Origin of the sequence: Fontisphaera persica, from assembly GCF_024832785.1 — a bacterium.
Classification (GTDB): domain Bacteria; phylum Verrucomicrobiota; class Verrucomicrobiia; order Limisphaerales; family Fontisphaeraceae; genus Fontisphaera; species Fontisphaera persica.
In genome coordinates this window covers 1,119,175-1,143,726 of sequence record NZ_CP116615.1, presented here as the reverse complement: position 1 = coordinate 1,143,726, position 24,552 = coordinate 1,119,175, and the positions used below count along the sequence as shown (strand labels likewise).

Genomic DNA, 24,552 nt, shown 5'->3' with positions numbered 1-24,552 from the left:
CCTGCCTTTGCCACCCCCCTCCTCCCCGCGTGGCGGGCCTGCGTCATCTATTGCTCTGCGTGTGTGACCATTTCGAGCTGCGCCACGACACTGATGCCGCCGGTGCCCATGAGCGCTTGCGGGACTGGGAAAATAGGTTTCCCGCATCCATTCAAGATTTTGCCGACGACGACGGCATTAAGCCACGACACACCTTTTTTTACCCTGTTGAGCAATACGATGCCTCCTTGCTGGAGCGCCTTTCCCGCCTTTGCCAGCAGTGTGGTGCGGAAATCGAAATCCACCTTCACCATGACCGCGACACCGCAGAGGGATTGCGAAAAAAATTGGAACTGGGCAAAGCCCAACTGCGCGAGCATGGCTGGCTCACTCAGGAGGAGAGCGGTGCCATCCGCTTTGGTTTCATCCATGGCGATTGGGCGCTTGACCATTCGCATCCCTATGGCCGTCACTGCGGAGTGATGGACGAATTGGCGGTGCTGCGCGCCTCGGGTTGCTACGCGGACTTCACCATGCCCTCTGCGCCCAGTCCCACGCAATGCCGCATCGTCAACCAAATCTATTACGCTGCCAGCAATGGCCGCCCCAGGGCATTTGACCACGGCGAACCTGTCACGGTAAAACCTGGAGCTGCCAGCCGCCCTCGCCCCGGTGAGTTGTTGTTGGTCCAAGGGCCGTTGGGGCTGAACTGGGCATGGCGCAAGTGGGGCATTTTACCACGGCTGGAAAATGGCGACCTGACGGGAGCCAACCCGCCGCAACCGCATCGCCTGCATATTTGGGAGCGCTTGTGGATTCACGTGCAGGGACGGCCTGAATGGGGCATCGTCAAACTGCACACCCATGGCGGCATTCCCCGCAATTACCAAATGCTGCTGGGTGAGCCGATGCGCGCGTTTCACCGGTTGCTTCGCGACCGCGCCCAAGCCGGCGCATGGCAACTTCATTACGTCACCGCCCGTGAGTTGGTGAACATCATCCACGCTGCCGAGGCCGGTTGCACGGGCAACCCCGGTGATTATCGCAACTACCGTTATCCGCCGCCCCCCGCTCTCGCATGAAATGGTTGTTCTTCTCAAATTTATATCCCGACCACGCCGAGCCTGGACGTGGCTTGCCCAATGCGCGGTTGGTACGTCGTCTGCAATCGGTTTGGCAATTGCGGGTCATCTCTCCGCGGCCGGTCTGGCCCGGCTTTCCCGGACATCGCCGCCGCGCTCTCCCGGAAGATGAAGCCGTGCAGCCCATCTACCCTCCTGCCTGGTATTTGCCCAAATGGGGCAGCCGTTGGAATCCCAGCTTGATGCGTTACTGCCTGCGGCCTTATATCCAACAATTGTACCGGCGCTGGCGCTTTGATGGAGTATTGGCCTCCTGGTTATATCCCGATGCCTGCGCTATTCAACCCCTCGCAAGTGCCTTGGGAGTGCCAGTAGTGGCCATTGCGCAAGGCTCCGATGTGCATCAATACCTGCAACACCCGGTGCGCCGCCGCTTGATACAAACGCACCTCGTGCACTGTCCCCTCATCATTGCGCGCAGCCATAATCTGGCGAAAGCCTTGCAAGCAGCGGGTTTTCCCCCGCAGCAGTTGCGCGTCATCTACAATGGCGTGGACACCAAGGTGTTTCATCCCGGCGATGGCAGAGCCGCGCGCCAGCGCCTGGCCCTCACCCGCGATGCCCGCATCTTGTTGTGGGTGGGCAACTTTCTTCCGGTAAAAAATCCCTTGCTCGCCGTTGAGGCCGCCCGGCTGGTGCAGCGCCGCCTGGCAGACCCCTTTTATCTGGTCATGGTCGGCAATGGCCCGCTCGGCCCGGCCATTGCTGAACGGGCCCGCCATTGGCGCGTGCCGCTTATTCTGGCCGGGCGTCGCGCAGAAGCGGACACCGCCGATTTCATGCGTGCTGCCGATGCGCTATGCCTGACCAGCGAAGCCGAGGGAACGCCCAATGTGATTTTGGAAGCCCTGGCAAGCGGCCTGCCCGTAGTCTCCACTGCTGTGGGCGGAGTCCCCGAAATCTTGAAACCACCCACTGCTGGCAGGCTGGTGCCTGCCGGCGATGCGGCAGCGCTGGCTGCGGCCTTGTTGGAAATTTGGACCAACCCGCCAGCGCGCGAGAGCGTTGCCGCCACCGTCCAAGAGTTTTCTTGGGAAGTGACCGTGCACAAATATGTTTCTGCAATTCAAGAAGTCTTGGCCAATAAATGAATGCAAAGTGATGACGCGGCTTGCAAACAGGTGCTTTTGATTTTGAGAGCGCACAGCAAACCCCCTTGTTTTTCAAGTCGGGTCGAACCATAATAAAAACGAAACCATGATGAAAAGAGCCGGCCCAATCTCCACCCGTCGTCAATTTTTACGAGCTGCAACAGCCACCGTGGCAATGCCTCTGCTCATACCCTCCCATGTGCTGGGGCTTGCAGGGCAAACGCCGCCCAGCGAACGAATTCAACTGGGCGCCATCGGCGTGAACGGGATGGGAGCCTCCAATCTGGCGAATTGCGCCCAGGCCCCGGATGTGGTGGTCACCGCCATTTGCGATGTTTCGCCGCAACGACGCGAGGCAATGGTGGCCAAGTACGCGCCGACAGCCAAAGGTTATGCGCATTACCAGGATTTGCTGGCATCTCGAGACGTGGATGCGGTCATTATCGCCAGCCCTCCCCATTGGCATTGTTTAATGGCCATCCATGCGGTGGAAGCGGGCAAGGACATTTATCTACAGAAGCCCATGTCGCTTTATCCAGGGGAAACGCTGGCCATCCGCAACGCGGTCCAGCGGCATAACCGCATCAGCCAGATTGGCACGCAAATACATGCCGGCGCAAATTACCGGCGCGTGGTCGCCTGGATTCGCTCGGGCAAACTGGGACCGGTCAGTGTGGTACGCACCTTTAACGTGATGAACCAGGGGCCGGAAGGCATTGGTTACGCGCCCGTGGAAGAACCACCCGCCGGCCTGGACTGGAATCTATGGTGCGGCCCGGCGCCGCTTATCCCGTTCAACCGGCTGTTGTACACGGATTCATATCACCATTGTTCATTCTGGGATTATTCCGGAGGCTGGACGCCGGGAATGGCGCCCCACATCGTGGATTTGCCGGTGTGGGCTCTCAATTTGGGGGCGCCGTTGCGCACGTATTCCACGGGCGGCCGGTTCATTATCCGCGGGGACGGCGATGCGCCTGATACTCAAGAGGTAGTGTGGCAGTATCCGGGCATGACCATGACGTGGATGATGAGCCTCTGTAATAGTTTTGCCTGGGATTTCGGCCGTGGCGAGCCAGCCAGACGCCTGGGAATTTATTTCCATGGACTCAATGGCACTTTAATGGCCAGCTACACCAAATGCGAGGTGCTGCCGGAGGGCAAATATTTAACCGACTTGACCCAGCCGCCGTACGAGGATTTGGAACCATCGCCGGGGCACGAGCGGGAATGGCTTGAATGCATACGCACCCGACGGCAACCAAGTTGCAGTGTGTTTTATCATTATAAGGTGGATTTGGCTTTAACACTGGCCAATTTATCCCTGCGCGTGGGCCGCATGATTCGTTTCGACCCGGAAACAGAAAGAATTGTCGGCGACACGGAGGCTGCGCGCCTGGCCATTCCCCAGTATCGCCCGCCGTGGCGATTCCCCTCCCAATATCTTCCACGGCGGGGCCTGGCATAAGAGCATAATGGCTGGCTCGCCCGGCCCAGCACCCCTGGCATTGTAGGCACCGCTCTTTCAACACCGGGCTTGCTTTGCCGGGTTTATCCTTCTTAATCTCCTGCTCATGCCAGCAAACCATCAAAACAAAACCAAGGTCGTAATTTTAGGAGCTGGATTTATCGCCGATATTCACGCAGAAAGTTTCCACCGATTCGTGCCAGAGGCTGAGGTTATTGCGGTATATGCGCGCGACCCAGTCAAAGCCGAAGCCTTTGCCCGGCGCCATCACATTGCCTTTTGGTACGATGATTTGGAGCGGGCCATTCATGAAGCAGGGGCGGATGTGGTGGACGTCTGCCTTCCCAATTTTCTGCACTGCCAGGCGGTGCTCACTGCCGCACGGGCAGGCAAGCATGTCATTGTGGAAAAGCCGCTCTGCATGAGCCTGGAAGAGGCGGATGCCATGATTGCCGCCTGCCGCCAGGCCGGCCGCCTGTTAATGTATGCGGAAGAATTATGCTTTGCCCCCAAATACGAAAGGGTGCGGCAACTGGTGCAGGAGGGGGCGTTAGGACGCATTTTTCAACTGCGCCAATGCGAGAAACACTCCGGCCCCCATTCACCTTGGTTTTATGATGTGGAGCAATCCGGCGGCGGGGTGTTGATGGATATGGGCTGCCATGGCCTGGCCTGGTTTCGCTGGATGCTTGGCCGTCAAACGCAACCGGTAAGTGTCAGCGCGCACTTGCAAACCGGTCTGCGCCATGCCCAAAGAACCCGCGGGGAGGAAAACTCCGTGGTCATTGTGACTTTTGCCAACGGCGTGCTGGGTGTCGTCGAAAACAGTTGGGCCAAACCGGGCGGCATGGATGACCGGGTGGAGGTCTATGGCGATGGCGGCGTGGTCTATGCCGATTTATTCATCGGCAATTCGGCGCTGACTTACAGCGAAAAAGGTTACGGTTACGCCCTGGAAAAAGCGGGCACCACCCAAGGTTGGACGTTCACCATTTGCGAGGAGGCTTTCAACCAGGGCTACCCGCAAGAGCTGCGGCATTTCATTCAATGCGTCCAACAGGGAACCACGCCCCTGGTCACCGGTGAAGATGGCAAAGCAGTCCTCGAATTGTTGCTCGCCGCGTACGCCTCGGCGGGTTTGGGGCGTCCCATTTCCCTGCCCTTCCAACCCAAAGTAAATAAACCAGTGGATTTATGGTTGACCCCTCCGCCCTCATGAGCTTGTTTTTCTTCCATCCATGAACATTCTACCATTGATGAAACGCCGGGCTGGTTTTCTCATCACAGCCAGCAACACGTTGATGCTTTGGACTGCCGCCGGTATTTGTGCCATGGCGGCCACGGCTGCTGAAGAAAGGGTGCGGGCCACTCCCCCCACAGCGCTGGATCGTTACGTGGCCTCCCCCGATACCAATTACCAATGGCAGGTGGTCAATACCTTTACGGCCGACCAGGCCAAGGTGGTGGTCATAGAGCTAACCAGCCAGTCTTGGCTGACGCCACAGGAAGTCAACCGCACGCTATGGCGGCACTGGTTGACCCTTACCATCCCCTCCAACGCCACTCACCAAACGGCGCTGTTATTGATTGGCGGAGGCTCCAACGATCGGCCTGCCCCCACCAAACCTGATGCCAATGCCCTGCTTTTGGCCAGTACCACGCGCTCGGTGGTTGCTAATCTGAGCAACGTGCCCAACCAACCCCTCGTTTTCGCCGACCGCACCAATCGCATGAGCGAGGATGCGCTTATTGCCTACACGTGGGACAAATTCCTTCGCACGGGCGACGAACGCTGGCCAGCCCGCCTGCCCATGACCAAAGCCGCGGTGCGCGCCATGGACACGATTACCGCCTTTTGTGCGACCGCCCAAGGTGGGCAGCGCACCATCCGGCATTTCGTGGTGGCGGGAGCTTCCAAGCGCGGCTGGACGACCTGGGCCGCCGGCGCCGTGGACCCCCGCGTCACCGGCATCATGCCCGTGGTCATTGACGTGCTGAATGTTGTACCCTCTTTGAAGGCCCATTATGCCGCCTATGGCTTCTTCGCCCCTGCGGTGGGCAATTATACCTATGAGCGCATACCCGATTGGATGGACACCCCGCAATGTCGGCAGCTTATGCGGATTGAAGACCCTTACGAATATCGTGCGCGCTACACGCTGCCCAAGTTCATCGTCACTGCGGCAGGCGATCAATTCTTTCCCGTGGATTCCGCCCGCTACTATTTCGACGCCCTGCCTGGTCCCAAATATTTGCGCACAATTCCCAACGCCGACCACAGCCTGCGCGGCACCGATGGTTGGATGAGTCTCCTGGCTTTTTACGAAGCCCTGCTTAATCAACGGCCTCTGCCGGAATTTGAGTGGAAACATGGCGAACCCGGCCAACTGGAACTGACCTGCAAATCCCAGCCCACCGAAGTCAAGCTTTGGACGGCCACCAATCCCAAGGCGCGTGATTTCCGCCTGGAATCGCTGGGACCCGCCTGGACCAGCACCACCCTCTCGCCCACCCGGCCGGGAAGCTACTCCGTCCGCGTACCCAAACCTGCCGAGGGTTGGACGGCTTACTTTGTGGAATTAAAGTTTCCGAGCGGCGTTGCCCTGCCCTTTGTTTTCACCACCGACGCCCGCGTTGTGCCTGACACCTACCCCTTCAAGTGGACTGCTCCAGCAAGCCCACCGCCGCCGCGCACCCAATAAACATTATTAGCCTGCCCGGCTCCAGCTCATGGCCGCACCAGGCGGAAGTAAGATTCGGGGTTGGTGAATCCCGCCCGATACCATCCGGGCAGGCTGTTGGTCACCCACGGCCCCGCCACATTGGTGGCCTGCACCAGCCGAAACTCCCCATCCCCCCACGCCAACACCAGCCCCTCACCCCCCACCCCGTAATACAACGGCAGCGGCTCCGGCACCCGCGGCGCCGCTATCCCCCACAGCTCAAAATTGAAACTCATGTCCGAACTCGTCGCCCCCGCCTGATGAATCGAAACCGCCACCACATTCGTCCCCGCCACCAACACCCCCGCGCTCACCACATTCGTATCCACCGTGTTCTCCCCATTCTGCCCGCTGACCGTCGTCGTCGTGTGCCCCACCGGCCCCGCCGGCACATTCGGACTCCGATACACCTCCCGCCCATTGAGATACACCACCCCCCCGTCATCCCGCAGCAGCCACAAAAACAAATTCGTGTACGCCCCCGGCTCCGCCACCACAAAGCTCCGCCGAAAATAGGTCGTCAACTGCCCGTTGTTCGGCACCACCGTCACCTCATCCCCATCCCCATACCCCAACTCCGCCCGCCCCGTCGGCCAGCTACTGTCATTGAAGGTCAGCGCATGCCAGTTGGTGGGCGGCGCGTTCGACAACGCATAGTAGCGCCACACCGTGTTGCTCCCCCGGGCAATCAACAGCGTGTTGGTCAGCGGCGGCCGCTCCGGCATCCGCACATACACCACCTGCGCCGGCGTGCTCAAGCTGGCCTGGACTGGCCGGGCCAGGGTCACCAGCACGAAATCATTGTCGGCCACGGGCACGGTGGGCGCCTGCAACAGGGCACTGACGGCGCCCGGCACAAAAGCCAACGTCCCATTGGTGGCCCCCGTGCGATTGCCCACCACGGAAAAATCCACGCTCACCCCCTGCCCTGCCGGCGCATTAAGTGTTATTGGAATCCCATTTGTTATTTGAACGAGAGGCAGGGGTCCTGCCGATGGCAGCGCAATGCGCAAAGGTACCGTGGTATGGGCATAGACAACGTTGGTAATGCCGACCAAGGTGGCATTGCCCGGCTCGCTCACCGTCAGTTCCAGAAAATCATAGTCAAAAGGAAGGGCATTAGTGAGAAATAGACGGGTACGAAGCGTATTAGGCGGCAACACCACGGTCCCCGCCTGCACCACCTCATTGGAGCCGGTGAATTGATAATGAAGCGTCACCGGCAAGGCTGATGGCGAGGAAAGCTGCACAAATACCCCCTCCGTCAGCCGCCACGCGGAAAGCGTATTGGTCACCACCGCCAGCGATACTTGAGGACGAGACACCACGCCTGCAGCGGTCACGCGGGCCAGGCCGGTGATTTCAGCCTGCTCCGGATTCCGCAATTCCAAGGCCAGGTTGGTAACTGTGACCAAATCGAAGTCGTGCGGGAAAACATGCTTGACGGTTTCACCTGGTAAAAAAGTTAAACGTCCAGAGGATAAATCGGTGTTACCGCTCACCCAGGCGTAACTTACCCTCACGATGTTGGTGGTAAAACTGCTCAGTCGCACTGGCACACCATTGAAGAGGCTGGCAAGCGCAAGGCGATTGGTGCGCAAGGCCAGCCCGACACCCACCGGCGCGCCGGGCGGCGTGGTCATGAAGTGCGCCAATCTCTCGGCATGCAATCCAGGGTCCCATGGAGCGTTGCCGGGGAAACGGACATCTACCGTGGTCACCAGGTTGCTCTGAAAATCCACCTGAGACACGCGGTCTTCCCATGAAACCGCGTTAAGGCCGCTGCCCACACCATTCCAGGTTTTAAGGAAGATATCCCGGTAATTATGGAGAATCAGCGAATTGGTGAGCCATAGAAAGCCATTGTAACTCCAGTCATAATTGTCACCCACCCGCGCCCCCACGCCGTTGGCAGTGGTCAGCAAACGCTCGGCAAAACACAGCGGACTGTTTTCGCCCGTGCTCCATCCGCACTCAATGCCCTGGCCGCTGTTGATGAGCACAGAGTCATACGTCCAGGCTTGGCGTCCTCCGCCGGACCATGCATGCGCCTCGTGCAGCGCGGATTCCACCCAGCAATTGCTCACCCACATAGTGCCGGCGCCGCCACTGCCCGAATCAATGGCGTCGTCCTTGGCAAAGCCAAACAGGCTGTTTTGCAAAATGTGGGTGCCTTCTGTGAAGTAAACTCCGTCGTAATCCGCATCAGCAATATTGGCATCCACCACGCCGTCGTCCTTGGGAAATTCAAACACGGCGCTGTTGTTAATCAGGATGTAACTGCTGCTGCCGGAGTATTCCCCCCCGGTGATGGCACGCTGAAAATGGCAGCGCTCCACAATTAATTCGCAATTGTAGCCATTGCCCACTTGTCCCGCCGTGTGAATAATGGCGCAATTGGTTAAATAAGCCCGGGCACCAGAATGGACCAACAAGACCGCTTGTTCACTGCGATGGCTGGCGCCCGGCGAAAAATTGAAGCTCGTGGCTCCTCCCCCCCCTGCCATGATGGTGTAATTGGCTGTCAGTTGGGCATTGGTGCCGCGCAAAATAAACCCACCCCAAGCGCCGGCAGGCACCTCCGGCCACACGACATTCGTGGCCGTCAAGACAATGGGACGCTCTGCCGTTCCGTTCAAAAACATCGAGCCGCCGTTGGTGATGGTGACCAGGGGACTTAAACGAATCACCGTGCCCGCTCCCACCGTCAGCACTGCGTTGGTGGCAATGTTCAAATGCCCTGTCAGATGGATGCGGCTGTTTTCTGGCCAATGGACCGCGCCGGTAAGCGTGCCGCTGACAGGGGTCCAAACTGTCTGCGCTTCAATCTCCACCGTTTGGGTGGCGGCCAGCCCGGCCAGGTTGGGAGCGAAAGTCAACGTCCCCTCCTGTGTGGCGGGCGGCAGCAGAACTGAGCCATGCCCGCGAATCACTGGCAACGGCGTGGTTTCAAAGTCCGGCGCAGCAGCCCAACCGTTAACACGCCGCACGCGGTCCCCGGCAGCGGTCACCCTGGCCACCACCGGTATGGGCAGCCCTTGCGGATAAACCGAAGGCAGCCATAGCTCCAATCCCGCCCCGGCACACTCCGCTGCCGTGGAGGGAATGGGCGGCAGGGGCGTCCACATGGGCAGCCCCTTCTCAGGACTGCCACGTTGGGTGGATAAAACAATGAAACGAACGAGGCGATTGGTCACGACAAAAGTTGCGGTGTTGGTACGGCTGACCCACAATTCATGATAATCCATGTTGGTCACCACCACGTCCACATCCGTGGGAATCGGCACGCCGTTAAACAATACCTGATAGGTGTAACCCGTTTCAGAGAGAACACGAAAAGTGACGCTGTTGTTATAGGTGGACTTGTCAGTCACGCCATTGATGACCAGGGGCGTTTGCGCCCAAACGGCCAGGCCCGTCACCACACCCACCAGGCCGCACCAAAAGGCGGACCTCATCATGCCACAAAATAGCTTCATGTGAATCACTATCGCACGATCCTGGCATCCTGCCAATGTTTGGTGCGAGCGCGCTGTACCACTTTTAGGTTATCCGAGTTCATCAGTTAGCAGACCCCTGGTGGCCCAGCTTAAACTGATGGGCGCGCCTCTTGAGGCTTCTTGGGAGGTCCACCGCTGCGACTGAAGCCAGTAGCGAAGATGGATGGAAAAGGCACGCAGCCCAGCTCATCGGTGGGGAGCTGCATACCGCTCCTCTGGTCATTCCCAAACCTTCATCGTCTCCAGGACCGCCCGAATGCGCGGCACCTCATGCGTGCGGAACAAGTCCGTTTTCCCCAAGGCTGCCAGCACACAGAAAAAAGGCTCGGCGCAACGCACTTCCTCGCCAAAATATTCAAAGGCATGTGGCAGCGCATGGCAAATGGGAAACCCCAAAGTGCGCAGCCGGAAGGTGTTGAGAAACACCTTCATCTGGTGCCGCACTCGCACAGCGCTGTCTTGCAGGTTGCGATAGTAAAAACCCAGGCCGGGATCAACGAAAATGCGCTCCACCCCGGCGCGTGTGGCGCGCTCAATCTCGCGCGCAAAATACTCGTACATCATGGGAATGGGATCCGCCTGTAAATCAAAGTCACCCACTTCCCGCACATTGGGCCCCTGCACATAACACAAAATGACAGCGGCTGCATGCGCCGCCACCACGGCATAACATTCCTCTGCCCGCTCGGTGCCGGTAAGATTCAACACCCTGGCCCCCGCCTCCAAAGCGGCGCGCGCCACCGCCGGATGGTAGGTCTCCACTGAGACCAGCACCCCTGCCCGGCTCAGACCTTCCACCACCGGCAGGAGCAAAGACTGCTGGCGCAGCTCATCCACGCGTTCCGTGTGCGCCAGCGTGGATTCCGCGCCCACATCCACAATTGCCGCCCCCTGCTCGTACAATACCTTGCCGCGGCGGATGGCGCTCTCGGCGCTCAGGCAAACGCTTTCGCGATACCATGAGCCTGGAGACAAATTGATGACCCCCATGATTTCGGGCCGCTGGTTGAATTGAAAACGGCGACCGCCCAGATCAAATTCGCGCACCCGCGCCTCTGCCGCCACCGGATCACGTTCCCACAAATCGCGCAAAGCCTTTAAGTGCAACATGCCCTTCACCTTAATCCATTTCGCGCTCGACCACAAATCGGGATTGCTGGGGGAGCGCAGCCGACGGTTTTTAGAAGTTCACCTGGAAAGGCAATGTGACCAATGTCATAGATATAAACATGCCACGCCCGCCCTTCCATTTTTCCCGGGCATGGAGCGGCCGCACGGATTGTGCCTTGAAACACTGGTGGACAGGAAAAAAAACAAAGGGCCTACTCCCCTTGAGACGTTCCTTGGAATTACTCTCTTCGGTCGAAGGCAGCGCTATTGGCATGAAGAAAATAGATGCCGGCAAAGTAACCATTTTCCCACCGGTCGCCAACGCGCAACAGCCCCTCCACCGTGATGGGAATATCCATGATGGGCTTGACCCCACGCCCCTTCACCTGGACATGTACCCATTCATTGACCCGGGGAACCTTGCCATAGCAACAAAGCGTTTGGTCACGCATTAAAAGAAATTCCACCGCCAGTTCCTCATCCATGCGGACCGGCACCAGAAATCCCCGCAAACGCACCAGGCGCTGGTCCAAGCGCCGGATGTGTTCAGGAATCTGGGCGCGGACTTTTTCCCCGGCCAAAGCGGGATTACGCCGCCCATCCGCCAGGTCAGGCTCCAGGGCAAAAGGAAAGCCCGAGAGGTAGTCGAATCCCAGCGTCACATAGCCGCGGTTGTCTGGCACCAGCGAGGTGGGAAGGCTCACGTCATTGGTATAAATGACAAACCCCGGTGGCAGGTTGTCCATTTTGAGCTCGGCACTGAACGCACTGGTAAGCCCCTGGCGCTCCACCCGATATTGGAATTGAACCAGCCGTTGCGGCAGGGAGCCAGGCTTGTAACGGACCTTTTTGGACGCCCCGGGAGTATTCGTGGACAGCGGCACAATGGGGTCACCCTGCAGCTCCCCGACATTGACCACGGGAGCCGCTTCGCGCCGCCAAAGCCATAAGGTAAGCGCCAACGTGGATAAAAACACCAGCGCAATGACCAGCTTGGCCCAGAGGGATTCGCCCCGTGCGCGCTTGTTGTACGATGGTTGATAGTCCTGCACCAGGAATCGCAACGTGGTTACCAAACTGGCTTAAAACCATCCGTTTAGCAAGCCATCGCCAGCCTGGCCCTAGTCATCGTCGTCGTCTTTGACCAGTCGCACGGCCCAGGCAGGATATGGAGCATTCGGGCCTTTCATGGCGTGCCAGAGGATGCGGTTGAGCAAGTCCTCCGGGCAGCGGTCCACCTGCTCCAGCGGCAGGTGCGCGGAGGCCTGAGCGTAGCGGCGCAACAACGGATTTTCCACTCGTTTGGGCGGAGGGTTCAACTCATCAAGCGGGATGTTGTTGGGCCGGGCTTGGTAGGGCGTATAGTCCGGCGTTAACATGAAGCAATCAAACATCGGCGTGGCCGTGGCATCCAGTTGGTTCATGGGCGGCAGGCCGAGTATCAATTCAATGGTGCGCAGGATGCTGGTCTGGTTGTACTGCGTGCTTACCACTGCGCGGCGCCTGGTGTAAGGACTGACCACAAAGGCCACCGTGCGATAACCGCTAATGTGGTCCCAGCCATTTTGTGGGTCGTCTTCAATGACAAAAATGCAGGTCTCTTTCCAGAAGCGGCTGTGGCTGATGGCCTCAATAATCTGCCCCAGGGCAAGGTCATTGTCGGCCATGTAGGCGGCAGGCGTGGGACTGTTGGCCTTGGTGCCACTGGTATGGTCATTGGGCAGGCAAATCATCACCAGGTGAGGAAACCGCCCGGTGCGCTCAAATTCCTTCAGTTCGTGGATGAATTGCGCCGCACGAAAAACATCAGGAATATCCATATCCCAGCCCACCGTGTTGGTGGCCAGATGGTCCCGCAACGATTCGATGGCAGGCCGGCTGCTGATGTGGATGCCGTTCGTGAGGCCAAGGAATTGACGGTAGGCATCCATCCAGGAAGGTTTCGGGCCGCGGCGTTGATCCAGCCAGAATTTGTCCGCAATGGCGAATTCGCCATAAGTGCGGAAGGTCTTGCCATGCCCCATGACCAGGTCCCAGATAAATCCCGCGGGTGAATAGGCCAGCGCGTCTATGTCGTCGTCCTCCATGCCATCGGGATAGCTGCGCGGGAAACCGGCAAAAGATTTCTCCATGTAGTCGGTGGTGATGCCGGTATCGGTCCATTGATGGCCATCTGCGCTCAAGATGCCGGAGCAGTAGGTATTGTCCAGCAGCACAAATTCACGCGCCAGTGCGTGGTGATTGGGCGTGATTTTCTCCCCAAAAATGCACAACTCAGCATTCCCCCTCCCTTCCGGCATATCCCCCAGCACCTGGTCGTAAGTGCGATTCTCTTTGATGATATACACGACGTGTTTGAAAACGCTGGGTTCACCCACTCGCTCGGGCACCGGCCGGGGCGGCTGGTTGGGCCGTGGGGGCCGGGCAGCTTCGCGCAGCAAGGGATAGCGCATGTTTTGCAAGGCCACGCGGGTCATCTCTTGCAAGGCTGCGCGTCCAGGCGCTTTCACGATGGAGAGGGAACCAAGATACTGATGACTGTTGTATTTTCCCTTTGTGCCAGGAGAAAGGATTGCCCCTGAACCGATGCCCTTGATGTTGGCGACATAGAGCGTGTCGCGCTGCCGGTCATACACCAGCGCCCCCGGATACCAGCCGACGGGAATCAATCCGCGCAACGAACTTCGGCCGGGTTTGAAATCAAACACGGCCACGGCGTTTTGCGAGCCGTTGCAGGCATACAACGTGCGGCCATCCCGCCCGAAAGCCAGCGCATTGGGGGCGGCGCCAAATAAATCCGCAGGATGCTGGCGGGCAGTGAAGTTTTCCACCAGCCGCCCGGAATGCGTTTCGATAACGCTAATGGTATCCTCGGCCGCATTGGCCACGCAGAGATGGCGGCCATCAGGCGAAAGAGCCATGCCCGAGGCGTGACGGCCGGAGAGAATTTCCCGCTCCACCCGGTTGGCAGCCAGATCAATAACCGTCACGGAGCCTTCACTGGCAATGTAACGGGTGGCGTCCACTCGAACAAGAAAACCGCGCCCCGCCGGGCCAGTGACATCATTGGTGCCGGGCTGGCGTCCGCCCCAATTGCTTACAAAGGCACGGTGGCCATGAAGGCGGACGTCATACGGTGCCACGCCGACCGGCCAGGTGCGCAAAAGCTTGCCGGTGAGTGCATCCAGTTCGGCCAGTTGATTCGAGAGATTCAGCACCACATACAATCGCCGACCGTCCGCAGATATTGCCAACCCGGCCGGAATTTCGGCCTTGCGGCCCTCGGCATTGACCTCCGGCAGAGGCATGGTAAAGAGCGCGGCAACGTGCCCGTGAGGATCCACCGAAAACACCTTGATGCTCCCGTTGACATTGGCGAGATAAAGCCGGGTGCCATCAGGCGAGAACACCAGACCGGTATAACTGACCTGAGCGGATTTGTCCGGTGACAGGATGTGAGTGGACACCGGACCCGGCTCCGGGTCCAAAGCCTTTTCTGAAGGCATAGGCACAGTTTGCCGAAGCGCCCCAGTCCGCGGGTCGAGCACCAGGAGGGCGTTGGTTTTGCCTGTAATCACCAGCAGTCTGCCATCCGGGCTTAGAGCCAGCGCTTGGGGGCGAGTCCCGGGCAGCAACACATGCAGACCTGCGGGGGTAAGCACCTGGTTGGCCGGCGTCACATAGCGATTCCTGCCTGCCGGACCCACAGTTTCTTGCGTGGCATGGAAATCCGGCGCGGCAAAACCGACGTTTGAAAGAAGAAAATATACCAGGGCCAACTCCAGATAGCCTGACGAACGTGCCAAAGTGGATAGCGTCATGACCCAAGAAAATCAAAAGTGGCGTTCTGCGAAAAGGCAAATCCCTGCCGCTGCCGCCATTGGGGCGAAGACGGTCTCACGGTGGACAACGGGGGGCCTGTAAGTGCGCTCTTCCAAGCGCAATTTGAAGTCACGTTATGGCTACGCCCAGTCCGCGGTCCGGTTGTTCGTTAATGATGGGCGTCAATGGCCCCGCCGAGACTCATCCCTGTTTGGGAGGGCTTTTATAGCTTTCGAGCGACTGGCCAGCGTGTTTGGCGGCGAGCGTCAACAAGCGTTTGCGCTCCGCCTCGTCCATGCCCTTGAACTCGCGCAGCCAGGTGGTGTTTTCCACAACTTCAGCCGGGGTGGTGCAACCGCTGACCAGCGCGGCCACGGGCAGGGAATACACGTATTCATGCATCTGACGCGGCGTGATGCCGGAGCGCGTCGGAGGATTGGGATGCGGTTTGTCGCCAAAGCCCGGTTTCCCCACCATGGTGCCATAAGCCATGGTTTTCATGGCCAATATGCCGTATTTGCGCTCTTGCAGCAGGGGCAACACGTTCACAATGAAAGATTCGTAATGGGGGTCGCACAAATTGATGGGCATCTGGCAGGTATCCAATTCGATACCGCGCTTTTGCAGCCAGGCCAGCATCCGAAGGTGCGCCTGATAATTGGAGTGGCCGGTAAAACCAATGAATCGCACTTTGCCCGAACGCTTGGCCTCCAGAAAAACATCCAATACGCCATTTTTGAGACGGTTTTCAACGTCCTCCGGCGAGGTAATATGATGGATTTGCCAGAGGTCGAGGTAGTCACACTTCATGCGCGACAGCGAGCCTTCCAATTCCTTCCGCGCTTCCGCTGCCGTAGCCGCGCTGCTCTTGGTCATGAGAAAAACCAGCTCGCGATATTTGGGGACGAGAAATTGCCCATACCGGCGCTCCGCCTCGCCGTTGCTGTAATTTTTAGCGTTGTCAAAAAAACGGCACCCTTGTTCCAGGGCGGCCTCGATGATGGCTTGAGTCTCGGCCGGCGTACGGCCCAACTCCGCGTGATGGCCGCCAAGACAAAAGGCGGTCACGCGGATGCCGGTTTTCCCCAGCGGCCGCGTCGGCAGCAGTGGCCCCAGGCGGTCCCGGGCCGGAGCGGTGGTGTCCGCGGCGCCCAGGGATTGCGGCAAAACGGCTGCTCCCGCCGTTGCGGCGGCCATGGTGGCGAGGAAGTTCCGGCGTTTCATAAAGTTATAAGGAAGTTCTAGTCCGAAAAACCATCAGTGACGCAGCTTGGCGGAAAGGAATCCCCATCCCATGCCCATGACCAAACCCGCCGTGTGGGCCGCGTTGGCAATCGGTCCCACGAGCCCAAACCAGCAAACCCCAAACCACAGCAGCATCAACAGCACCACTTCGCTGGCGAGCGTCATCCCGGAGGATGGGTCATATTTGCCGCGCATCCAGGCATAACCAAAAAGCCCATAAACCACCCCGGACATGCCGCCGAAGCGAGGATTGACCATGAGGTATTGTGCCAGGTTTGAGCCGATGGCAATCACGCCCACCATGAGCAGGAAATAAAGACTGCCTTTGCGCGCCTCGATAAGCGAGCCAAGCTGAAACAGCCAAAGCATGTTGAAAATCAGATGCAATGGCCCGTAGTGAATGAAGATGGGAGTAATCAACCGCCAGAATTCCCCCTGCCGGACCTCGGTAAGCTGGCCCGCCCATTTCATGGGGTTGGCAATCATCAACGGGATTATCGCCTCCATGTTTTTTCCCGCCTTGGAAAGGACCGCCACGTACGCACAAATGCCGATGAGGATGAGGGTCATCAATCCCGCGCCAAAAGGGCGATAGCGGGGCAGGACTTCCTCGCTGTTGTGAACGCGTTTGGCATATTCCCGCAGTTCCCGCTGCTCCTCCTCCAATAATCGCGCGGCCTGGCGGGCGGCTTCCTTCCATTCGGTGGCGGTGGGATTGGAAAGAAAGCGTTGCAGCAAACCGGCCGCTTCGGCCAGCCGGTCTTCGTCGTGCACCCACACGGCCCACTGGTTCGGCCCTTCGGCCTCGACCTCGTTGGCAATGCCTTTGGCCACTAGGCAATGGCTGAATATCCGCGCCTGGCTCTCGTTGGCTATGATCCCAATTTGCCGCATGTCGTGAGACAATATGCTGTGAATCTGGAGCTTAAACCACTTTTTTTGCGGGGCGTCGGCGGCCGCCGGTATTCGAGCGTCGGCCATAATTTACCTGCCGCCCCCCCATGGCTGCCCCGCCCTGCCCCGCTAAACGTTGAAGTTCGCGAATCTGGTCCCGCAGCAACGCGGCCTTTTCAAACTCCAGATTGTTTGCCGCAGTCAACATTTCCTCCTCCAGTTCCCGCAGGGTTTCCTGCAAATCCAAATCGCCTGCCGTTTCCCGCAACACCGCTGCCGCCGTCTCGTGTTGGTGCTCCCGCTCCGCCAGCCCGGTCTCCAGCGCCCGGCTGACACTGCGGGGCGTGATGTTATGCCGGCGGTTGTACTCCTCCTGCTTTTGCCGGCGGTAACGCGAAATCTCCAGAAACTTCTGGATGCTTTGCGTCATGACGTCCGCATACAAAATGACCTCGCCATGGAGGTGGCGCGCCGCGCGGCCAGCGGTTTGAATTAAGCTGGTGGTGCTGCGCAGATAACCTTCCTTGTCGGCATCCAGTATGGCCACCAGCGATACCTCAGGCAAATCGAGCCCTTCACGCAACAGATTGATGCCCACCAAAACGTCAAATGCGCCCCGGCGCAAATCGCGCAAGATTTCCACACGCTCCAGCGCGTCAATCTCGCTGTGCAGGTAGCGCACATTGATGCCGATGTCCCGCAAATAATCGGTCAGCTCCTCCGCCGTGCGTTTGGTCAACGTGGTAACCAGCACGCGCTCCTTGCGCTCCACCCGCTTGCGGGCCTCCTCAATCAAGTCATCTATCTGGCCCCGCAGCGGCTTGACGGTGACCTTGGGGTCCAACAAACCCGTGGGCCGGACAATCAGCTCAGCCACGCGGCCCTCGCTCCAGGTCAGTTCTCGTTCCCCGGGCGTGGCACTGACATAAATGGTCTGCCCTTGCAGCGATTGAAACTCCTCAAAATTCAGCGGGCGATTGTCCAGGGCGCTGGGCAGCCGAAATCCATAATCCACCAGCACTTGTTTACGCGAGCGGTCCCCCGCGTACATCCCGCCAATTTGCGGCACGGTGGCATGAGATTCATCAATAATCAGCAGATAGTCCCGCGGAAAAAAATCCAACAACGTGCAGGGCCGGGAGCCGGGCGGGCGGCCCGCCAGATGGCGCGAATAATTTTCAATCCCCGGGCAGAAGCCCATCTCTTCCAGCATCTCCAGATCATATTCCGTGCGCATTTTAATGCGCTGAGCCTCAATCAATTTGTTGTGCTTTTCAAACCAGGCGATGCGCTCCGACAATTCCTCCCGAATGGCCAGCAAAGCCGGGCGTAATTTCTCGGCAGGCGTGACAAACTGTTTGGCCGGGAAAATGGTGGCCGCCTGAAGCGCTTCCACGCGATGGCCCGTGAGCGGCTCAAACCGGGTCAGGCGTTCAATGACATCGCCGAAAAACTCGACGCGCAGCGCGTCCTCGGTCCCTGCCGGGTAAATCTCCACCGTATCGCCGCGCACCCGAAACTGGCCGCGGGTGAACTCGATATCATTACGATTGTACTGCAAATTAACCAGCCCCTCGAGGAGTTGCTCCCGCGTCATTTCCTGACCAACACGCACTTTGACAATCATGGCCTCGTAATCCTCGCGGCTGCCAATGCCGTAAATGCACGAAACGCTGGCCACCACAATCACATCGGAGCGCGTAAACAGCGAGCTCATGGTGGAGAGGCGCATGCGCTCAATGGCCTCGTTGATACTGGAATCTTTTTCAATATAGGTGTCCGTGCGTGGGATGTAGGCCTCGGGCTGATAATAATCAAAATAGCTGATAAAGTATTCCACCGCATTGCGCGGAAAAAAGGTTTTGAACTCCGCGTAAAGCTGGGCAGCCAGCGTTTTATTATGAGAAATGACCAGGGTGGGCTTTTGGACCCGTTGAATGACATTGGCAATGGTAAAGGTCTTGCCGGAGCCAGTCACACCCAGGAGAGTTTGATGACGGTGCCCAGCCTCCAGAAAACGGCACAATTGCTCAATGGCCGTCGGCTGGTCTCCCGCGGGCTGGTAAGGCGCCTCAAGTTCAAGCATGTCATGCCAACACTAGGCCCCGCCCCGCGGCCTGTCAACGCACGCCAGCCCTCAACGGTTGCGGCGGGAAGGTTCACCGCCGCCACCCCCACCGCTGGAGGGCGGGGTATAAGCTGGCGTGCCCCCGCGCGAAGGTGCCGCTGCGGGCGGCGTATAGCTGGGAGGCGGAGGCGCGCTGGGTGTCAGGCTGCGCACCGGTGGGGTGTAGGACGGTGAAGGTGCGGGCAATGATGGGCGTGCCGGTGGATTATATGCAGGTGTGGGCGGCGGATTGGCCGGACGTTCATAGGCCGGCGGGTTAATGGGAGCCGGCCTTCGCGTTTCGGGACGCGCGGGCGGCGTGTAGCTGGGCGTTGGTGGCGCGGAAGGTGTGACGGCCGGACGGCTGGGCGCGGGCGGCGCAACAGGTGCTGGCGGCGTATATGATGGAGACGGAGGAGCAGCCGGCACACTGGAGGCCACCGCCGAGCGGTTATCATTCCTGGACGGAGGTACGTAAGACGAACTACTGGGAGGCGCAGGGGCCTCTCGCCGGGCCGGCGGCGTGTAACTGGGCGTGGACGGCGCTGGCGTCGTCTCCCTTCTCGCTGGCGGGGTATAACTGGGCGGGGAAAGAGTGGTGGGATTAGGGGCAACTTCCCTCCGGGCCGGTGGGGTATAGCTGGGAGTGGCTGGGGCTGGCGCCGTTTCCCTTCTCGCTGGCGGGGTATAACTGGGAGAAGAAGGAGTGGAGGGAGCAGGCGCAGTCTCCCGCCGCGTGGGCGGCGTGTAGCTGGGAGTGGAGGGTGTCGCCGGAGTGCCTGGCGTTTCGCGCCGCATGGGTGGCGTATAACTGGGCGAAGGCGGGGTGTAACTGGGCACCGAAGGTTTTGCGGGATCGGCGGCGGCGGGAGCCGAGGGCGCCAACGGCGCTGTGGGCGCCGCGGGACTTAAATCACGGCGGGGGGGTGTATAGGTGTTGCCCGAAGGGGTACCTCGATCACCAGCATTGGGACGGGTGCGCTCCCCTCCTCCTGACGGAGTTCCCGAGGGTTCAGGGGTGACGCCGGTGGTCGTTCCGCCCCGCGCTCCCCGTCCGCGCGGAGAAACCAAGACTTGCCCCGAAGCATCTGTGCCGCCAGGCGGGCGCACATTGGGTGAACGAGAGTCCAAGCCCGCGTTGGGACTGCCTGCGGCGGGTGGTGTTGGGACTGAAGGGGCGATGCCAGTACGGGTCTTGCCATTGCTGATATCGGTTGGCGCCACTGGCTGGCTGCTGCCCCCCGCGAGATTGGCCACGTTGGCCGCCCGTTGCTCACGGCTCAAAACGGCCACCGCGGGCGCGGGGGCTTTGACTTGCGGCGCACTTCCTTTATCCACTGCCGGACTGACCGACGGCAAGGTTTGCCGATAGACCACTGCTTGATTGCCCTCGCGGGCCACCCGGTCCGGCCGCAGGTTCGCACGTTCATTGGCCGGCAAATCCCGCACGGCCAGCGTAGGAATGTCCGCCCGCGTATGGCGGACGATTTCCTCACGCGCTATACCCCGGTTGATGATGGTGTTGTTATCCCCGTGGATGTAATTGTTGATGATGGTGGTGTTGTTGTAGATGGTCTGCGCCTGCTGCACCGAAGCCGCGTATTGGTGCACGTGGGGCGAAGTGAAATGGCGCGCACTCACGAAGGTGTAATGGGCATGCCCCAGCCCGAAACCAAACCCTACACTCACCCGGCTGCCGTGGTAGGTGAACCCTACGCCAACTGTGTAATGTGCCCCCGGTGGCAGCGGTGCCCAACCACAATAACCATCAGCATACCGCCAGGTCACCCAGGAAGGCCCCCAAACGGTATCCGGCACCCACAGCCATCCGTACGAAGCATGCAGATGCCAGCGGCCATAATGGAAGGGCGCCCAGCCCCAAGTGTAATCCGACTGCCAATACCACCCGTAGGTGGTATATACCCAGCGCCCACCATGGCAATAGGGACGCCAGTCCACGTGAACCACCGCTACAGTAGGCCGCCAACAATAGCCGTATCCGCTTACGTAATACCACGTGCCATAAGGCGCCAATGAGTCATAAAAATACTGGTAGGTCACCACCGTCTGCGGTTGAGTGACATAGACCGGTTGTTGCACCACCGTGGTGCCAGCGGATGTTTGGGCGGCCTGACTCTGGTCCGGAGCAGGCTGCGGCTGTGCCTGCGGTGGAGGCGCTGGGGCTGGCGCAGGGGTGGTGGTTTGTTGTGGGGCTTGGTTGGTGGATGCAGAAGGTGGCGCGGGTTGAGCCACCGGTGCTGGCCCTTCTTTCCGCAGCATCGCTTTAATGACATCTTCCGGAATGCCCAAGTCGTTGAGATAAACAATCTCGTCCGCCGTCAACGGAAAGGCATGGGGTGCCTGGTTGATAAACTCCAACATAATGGCAGGCGAAACCCCGGATTGCGCCATTTTGACAATGTCCGCCACTCCCGGCGAGAGGTTGAGGGTGGATGGATCGAATTGTTTCTTGAACAAGACTTCCCCATCCGGCACAGCATTGGTGCCCGGCGCATTGGTGTTCACGGCCGCCGCCAAAACCGGGGCGTTGGAAACAACGGGGGCCGGTGGGGCCACCGGAGCCGCCGGCGCCACCGGTGCATTGGAAACGCTGCCCGTCATGGCTGCCGTGGAAGTCGTGGCAGCTTGGTCCTCGTAACAGGCATTTAACAACGGCACCAGCAACAAGACTCCCAAGCCTTGCAGCATTCGTCGAAAAGGTGTTTTCATAAACTACAGGCAGCCAGGCTGCCGGTTATGGCCGCTCCTCTAGGGTAATACATCTCCCTGGCTTTTGCCAGCCGCTCCCATCGAGTCTGCGGCCTGTTATTCATTCCAAAGATTAGACATTCCCATTTGTTGCATTATTCAGCATAGGCTGCCCATCTGCAAATATTTGCAGCACAATAACTTAGAAAACTCAGACAATTTGGCGTGAATGCTTCCTTCATGGCAGACCAGATTGGATTGCTCTCAAATTCATAAATTTGTGTAAGCCGCCTTGGAAAAGGCCCCTCCCGCTTTCAAGAGTACCCCCGCGCAACCTGAGCCAAGCCAGACTCATTGCGTTGCCGGGCCCTGAGCCATGGACTCCAACCAGTCACAAGTACGAGGCAGAATGTGGTCCCAATGCAACGTCCGCGCTCGTTCCCACGCTGCGCGGCGGCATTTTTCGTATTCTTCAGGTTGTTTCCAGAAGTAAATCACTCCCCGCGCCAAGGCCGCAGGCGTCTCTTCCTCCACCACTAAGCCAGTCTGGCGGTGGAGGGTGGATTCAGCCAAACCAATCACCGGATACACCACCGCAGGAGTGCCCATGGCGTTGGCTTCAATCACATTGAGGCCCCAGCCTTCCCGCACCGACGCATGCAGCATGAGATGGGCCTGCTGGAGCTGTTCATCCTTGGCGTTTTCGGAAAGCGGGCCGGTAAAATGCACCTCGGCCACCAGACCGAGAGATTGCACCAAAGACCGCAGCCGGGACTCATCTTCACCGCCACCGACGATGGTCAACTGCGCCGGCACCCCTGCCTGCCGCAAAATGGGCAGAACCTGAATCGCATGGTCAATACGTTTATTGGGGGCCAGCCGCGAAACAACAATCAGGCGCAACGGCGCCGACAAAGGTTTGGGTTCAAGCTGGGGCAAGGCTTGGGTGTGAATGCCATTGTAAAACACGAAGACCTGTTTAACCCCGCTGCGGCGAAGCTGATTCGCTGTACCCTGGCAAACCGTCCAAAATGGCACATTCCGATAGAGCCAGTGAGTGAATCGCTCCTGCCACCGGCCCAGGATGGCCGTCGGCTCCGGATAAAAGGAGTTCCAAATCGGGCCGAGCACTTCGTGGATATAGGCCAGACAATGAGTGCGGCACCACCAGGGAGCATACCATGGGATGCCGTGATGCTGGTCTATGACCAAGTCAAAATGGGGCTGTTGCCGATACCATCGCCGGGCAGCGGCTACCGCCTTAAACATCTGACCAGCACGCACCAGATGAATCCCATCATAGACTTCCTGCGAAGAACCTCCGGGAAAAGCGTAGGAAAACCACCAAACCTCATGCCCCCGGCGCACCAGCTCGCGCAAGTGCGCCAGGGAGACACGCTCGGCCCCACCCGCTTTGGGGCTGAGGGGGTCCCGCCAGTTAAGCATTAAAAACCGCATGCTGCCCGTGCGGCGGATTGTGGCGGCCCAGCGCAGTCAAGGCAAGCGCCCAGTCATTTGTTGAAAAAGCTTGCCCCCCAGCCACCACGCTTGAAATAGTTTCGGCAAGCAATCGAATCCGTTTATGAATAAAGTGCGCTTTGGCATCATCGGCATGGGCAACATGGGGCGATTCCACGCGGATTATCTGCTTAAAGGCCAGGTGGCCCGCGCGGAGCTGACCGCCGTCAGCGACTCCTACGCACCCAATCTGGCGGCTTATTCCCAGCTCAAAACCTTTGATAGCAGCGAAGCCCTCATTCGTTCCGGTTCCGTGGATGCCGTCATCATTGCCACCCCGCATTTCTTGCACACCACGATTGGTATTGACGCGCTGCAGCATGGACTCCATGTCCTGGTGGAAAAACCCATTTCCGTACACAAGGCGGATTGCGAGCGACTGCTGGCAGCCCACACCGATAAGCGGCTGGTCTTTGCCGCCATGTTTCAACAGCGCACCGACCCGCGCTATAAACGCATCAAGCACCTCATCGCTTCCGGCGAATTGGGACAGATTGTCCGCACCAACTGGATTGTCACCGACTGGTACCGCACGGAAGCCTATTACGCCAGCGGCGGCTGGCGCGCCACCTGGAAAGGCGAAGGCGGCGGCGTGCTGCTCAACCAATGCCCCCACAACCTGGACATGCTCATCTGGCTGGCCGGCGCGCCCTGCCGGGTGCGCGGCTTCTGCCAGCTCGGGCGCTACCACAACATTGAAGTGGAGGATAATGTGACTGCATATTTCGAGTACCCCAACGGCGGCACCGGGGTGTTCATCACCTCCACCGGCGAAGCGCCCGGCACCAACCGGCTGGAAATCGTCGGCGAACGCGGGCGTCTCGTTCTGGAAGGCGGCCGCATCAGTTTTACCCGCAATGAGGTGTCCATGCTGGAATTCAGCAAAACGTCCAAGGCTGGCTTTGCCCGCCCGGAAATCTGGAATGTCGAAATTCCCGCCCCCAACACCGGCGCGGCCCATCATGAAATCACGCAAAATTTTGTGGATGCCATTCTGGACGGCGCACCGCTCATTTCGCCCGCCGCCGAGGGCATGCACAGTGTGGAGCTGGCCAACGCCATTCTCTACTCCTCGCTGACACAGCAGACCATCGAATTGCCCCTGGACGGTGCGGCCTACGAAGCCAAATTGAATCAGCTTATCGCCGAATCCCGATTCGAGAAAAAAGTGGTGCAAGCCACGGCGGAGGATTTCACCAAGTCCTTCAGTCGCTGATTTCTCCAGGCATGTTTCCGGGCAAACA

The 24,552-nt window shown here is 59.1% G+C and carries 16 protein-coding genes; 6 read left to right on the top strand and 10 right to left on the bottom strand.

Annotated features, from left to right (window positions below; genetic code table 11):
* Positions 1-47: 47 nt before the first annotated feature.
* On the bottom strand, positions 48-410 hold the full coding sequence (locus NXS98_RS03935; protein WP_283847170.1) for a hypothetical protein: 363 nt from the start codon (positions 408-410) through the stop codon (positions 48-50).
* Positions 411-461: 51 nt separating this feature from the next.
* Here NXS98_RS03935 and NXS98_RS03930 point away from each other — a divergent pair, with 51 nt between their 5' ends.
* From NXS98_RS03930 to NXS98_RS03910, 5 genes are all read left to right on the top strand, one after another.
* Positions 462-1,061: a hypothetical protein gene (locus NXS98_RS03930; RefSeq protein ID WP_283847169.1), complete on the top strand. Its 600-nt coding sequence runs from the start codon at positions 462-464 to the stop codon at positions 1,059-1,061.
* Positions 1,058-2,212 carry a glycosyltransferase gene (locus tag NXS98_RS03925; protein ID WP_283847168.1) on the top strand — a complete coding sequence of 385 codons (1,155 nt, stop codon included), beginning with the start codon at positions 1,058-1,060 and terminating at the stop codon, positions 2,210-2,212. Before NXS98_RS03930 ends, NXS98_RS03925 begins: the two co-directional genes overlap by 4 nt.
* Positions 2,213-2,387: 175 nt before the next feature.
* Positions 2,388-3,680, top strand: a complete 1,293-nt coding sequence (locus NXS98_RS03920) for a Gfo/Idh/MocA family protein (protein ID WP_283847167.1) — start codon at positions 2,388-2,390, stop codon at positions 3,678-3,680.
* Between the two features lie 106 nt (positions 3,681-3,786).
* The gene (locus NXS98_RS03915) at positions 3,787-4,899 is read left to right on the top strand and encodes a Gfo/Idh/MocA family protein (protein ID WP_283847166.1); all 1,113 of its coding nucleotides are present in this window, start codon (positions 3,787-3,789) and stop codon (positions 4,897-4,899) included.
* Positions 4,900-4,918: 19 nt separating this feature from the next.
* A complete protein-coding gene (locus NXS98_RS03910; RefSeq protein WP_283847165.1) occupies positions 4,919-6,382 on the top strand; it encodes a PhoPQ-activated pathogenicity-related family protein in 1,464 nt (487 codons plus the stop codon).
* Positions 6,383-6,408: 26 nt separating this feature from the next.
* On the opposite strand, the gene NXS98_RS03905 is transcribed toward NXS98_RS03910, so the two are convergent.
* The 9 genes from NXS98_RS03905 to NXS98_RS03865 form a co-directional block, all read right to left on the bottom strand.
* Positions 6,409-9,864 carry a beta-helix domain-containing protein gene (locus NXS98_RS03905; RefSeq protein ID WP_283847164.1) on the bottom strand — a complete coding sequence of 1,152 codons (3,456 nt, stop codon included), beginning with the start codon at positions 9,862-9,864 and terminating at the stop codon, positions 6,409-6,411.
* Between the two features lie 258 nt (positions 9,865-10,122).
* Complete coding sequence (locus tag NXS98_RS03900) at positions 10,123-11,013, bottom strand: dihydropteroate synthase (protein ID WP_283847163.1); 891 nt, start codon at positions 11,011-11,013, stop codon at positions 10,123-10,125.
* A 239-nt stretch (positions 11,014-11,252) separates the two neighbouring features.
* Positions 11,253-12,089: a DUF3299 domain-containing protein gene (locus NXS98_RS03895; RefSeq protein ID WP_283847162.1), complete on the bottom strand. Its 837-nt coding sequence runs from the start codon at positions 12,087-12,089 to the stop codon at positions 11,253-11,255.
* Between the two features lie 45 nt (positions 12,090-12,134).
* Complete coding sequence (locus tag NXS98_RS03890; protein WP_283847161.1) at positions 12,135-14,834, bottom strand: alkaline phosphatase family protein; 2,700 nt, start codon at positions 14,832-14,834, stop codon at positions 12,135-12,137.
* Between the two features lie 202 nt (positions 14,835-15,036).
* Positions 15,037-16,059: an aldo/keto reductase gene (locus tag NXS98_RS03885; RefSeq protein WP_283847160.1), complete on the bottom strand. Its 1,023-nt coding sequence runs from the start codon at positions 16,057-16,059 to the stop codon at positions 15,037-15,039.
* 33 nt (positions 16,060-16,092) lie between these two features.
* Positions 16,093-17,061 (bottom strand): rhomboid family intramembrane serine protease, encoded by a 969-nt coding sequence (locus NXS98_RS03880; protein WP_283847159.1) that lies wholly within the window; start codon positions 17,059-17,061, stop codon positions 16,093-16,095.
* A complete protein-coding gene (gene uvrB / locus NXS98_RS03875) occupies positions 17,006-19,060 on the bottom strand; it encodes an excinuclease ABC subunit UvrB (protein WP_283847158.1) in 2,055 nt (684 codons plus the stop codon). The genes NXS98_RS03880 and uvrB overlap by 56 nt, the downstream gene beginning before the upstream one ends.
* A 51-nt stretch (positions 19,061-19,111) precedes the next feature.
* Entirely contained in the window at positions 19,112-21,811 is a 2,700-nt protein-coding gene (locus NXS98_RS03870) for a DUF6600 domain-containing protein (RefSeq protein WP_283847157.1), read from the bottom strand.
* A 330-nt stretch (positions 21,812-22,141) separates the two neighbouring features.
* Complete coding sequence (locus NXS98_RS03865) at positions 22,142-23,236, bottom strand: glycosyltransferase family 4 protein (protein ID WP_283847156.1); 1,095 nt, start codon at positions 23,234-23,236, stop codon at positions 22,142-22,144.
* A gap of 136 nt (positions 23,237-23,372) precedes the next feature.
* On the opposite strand from NXS98_RS03865, the gene NXS98_RS03860 reads away from it, so the two are divergent.
* On the top strand, positions 23,373-24,524 hold the full coding sequence (locus tag NXS98_RS03860; protein WP_283847155.1) for a Gfo/Idh/MocA family protein: 1,152 nt from the start codon (positions 23,373-23,375) through the stop codon (positions 24,522-24,524).
* Positions 24,525-24,552: the final 28 nt, after the last annotated feature.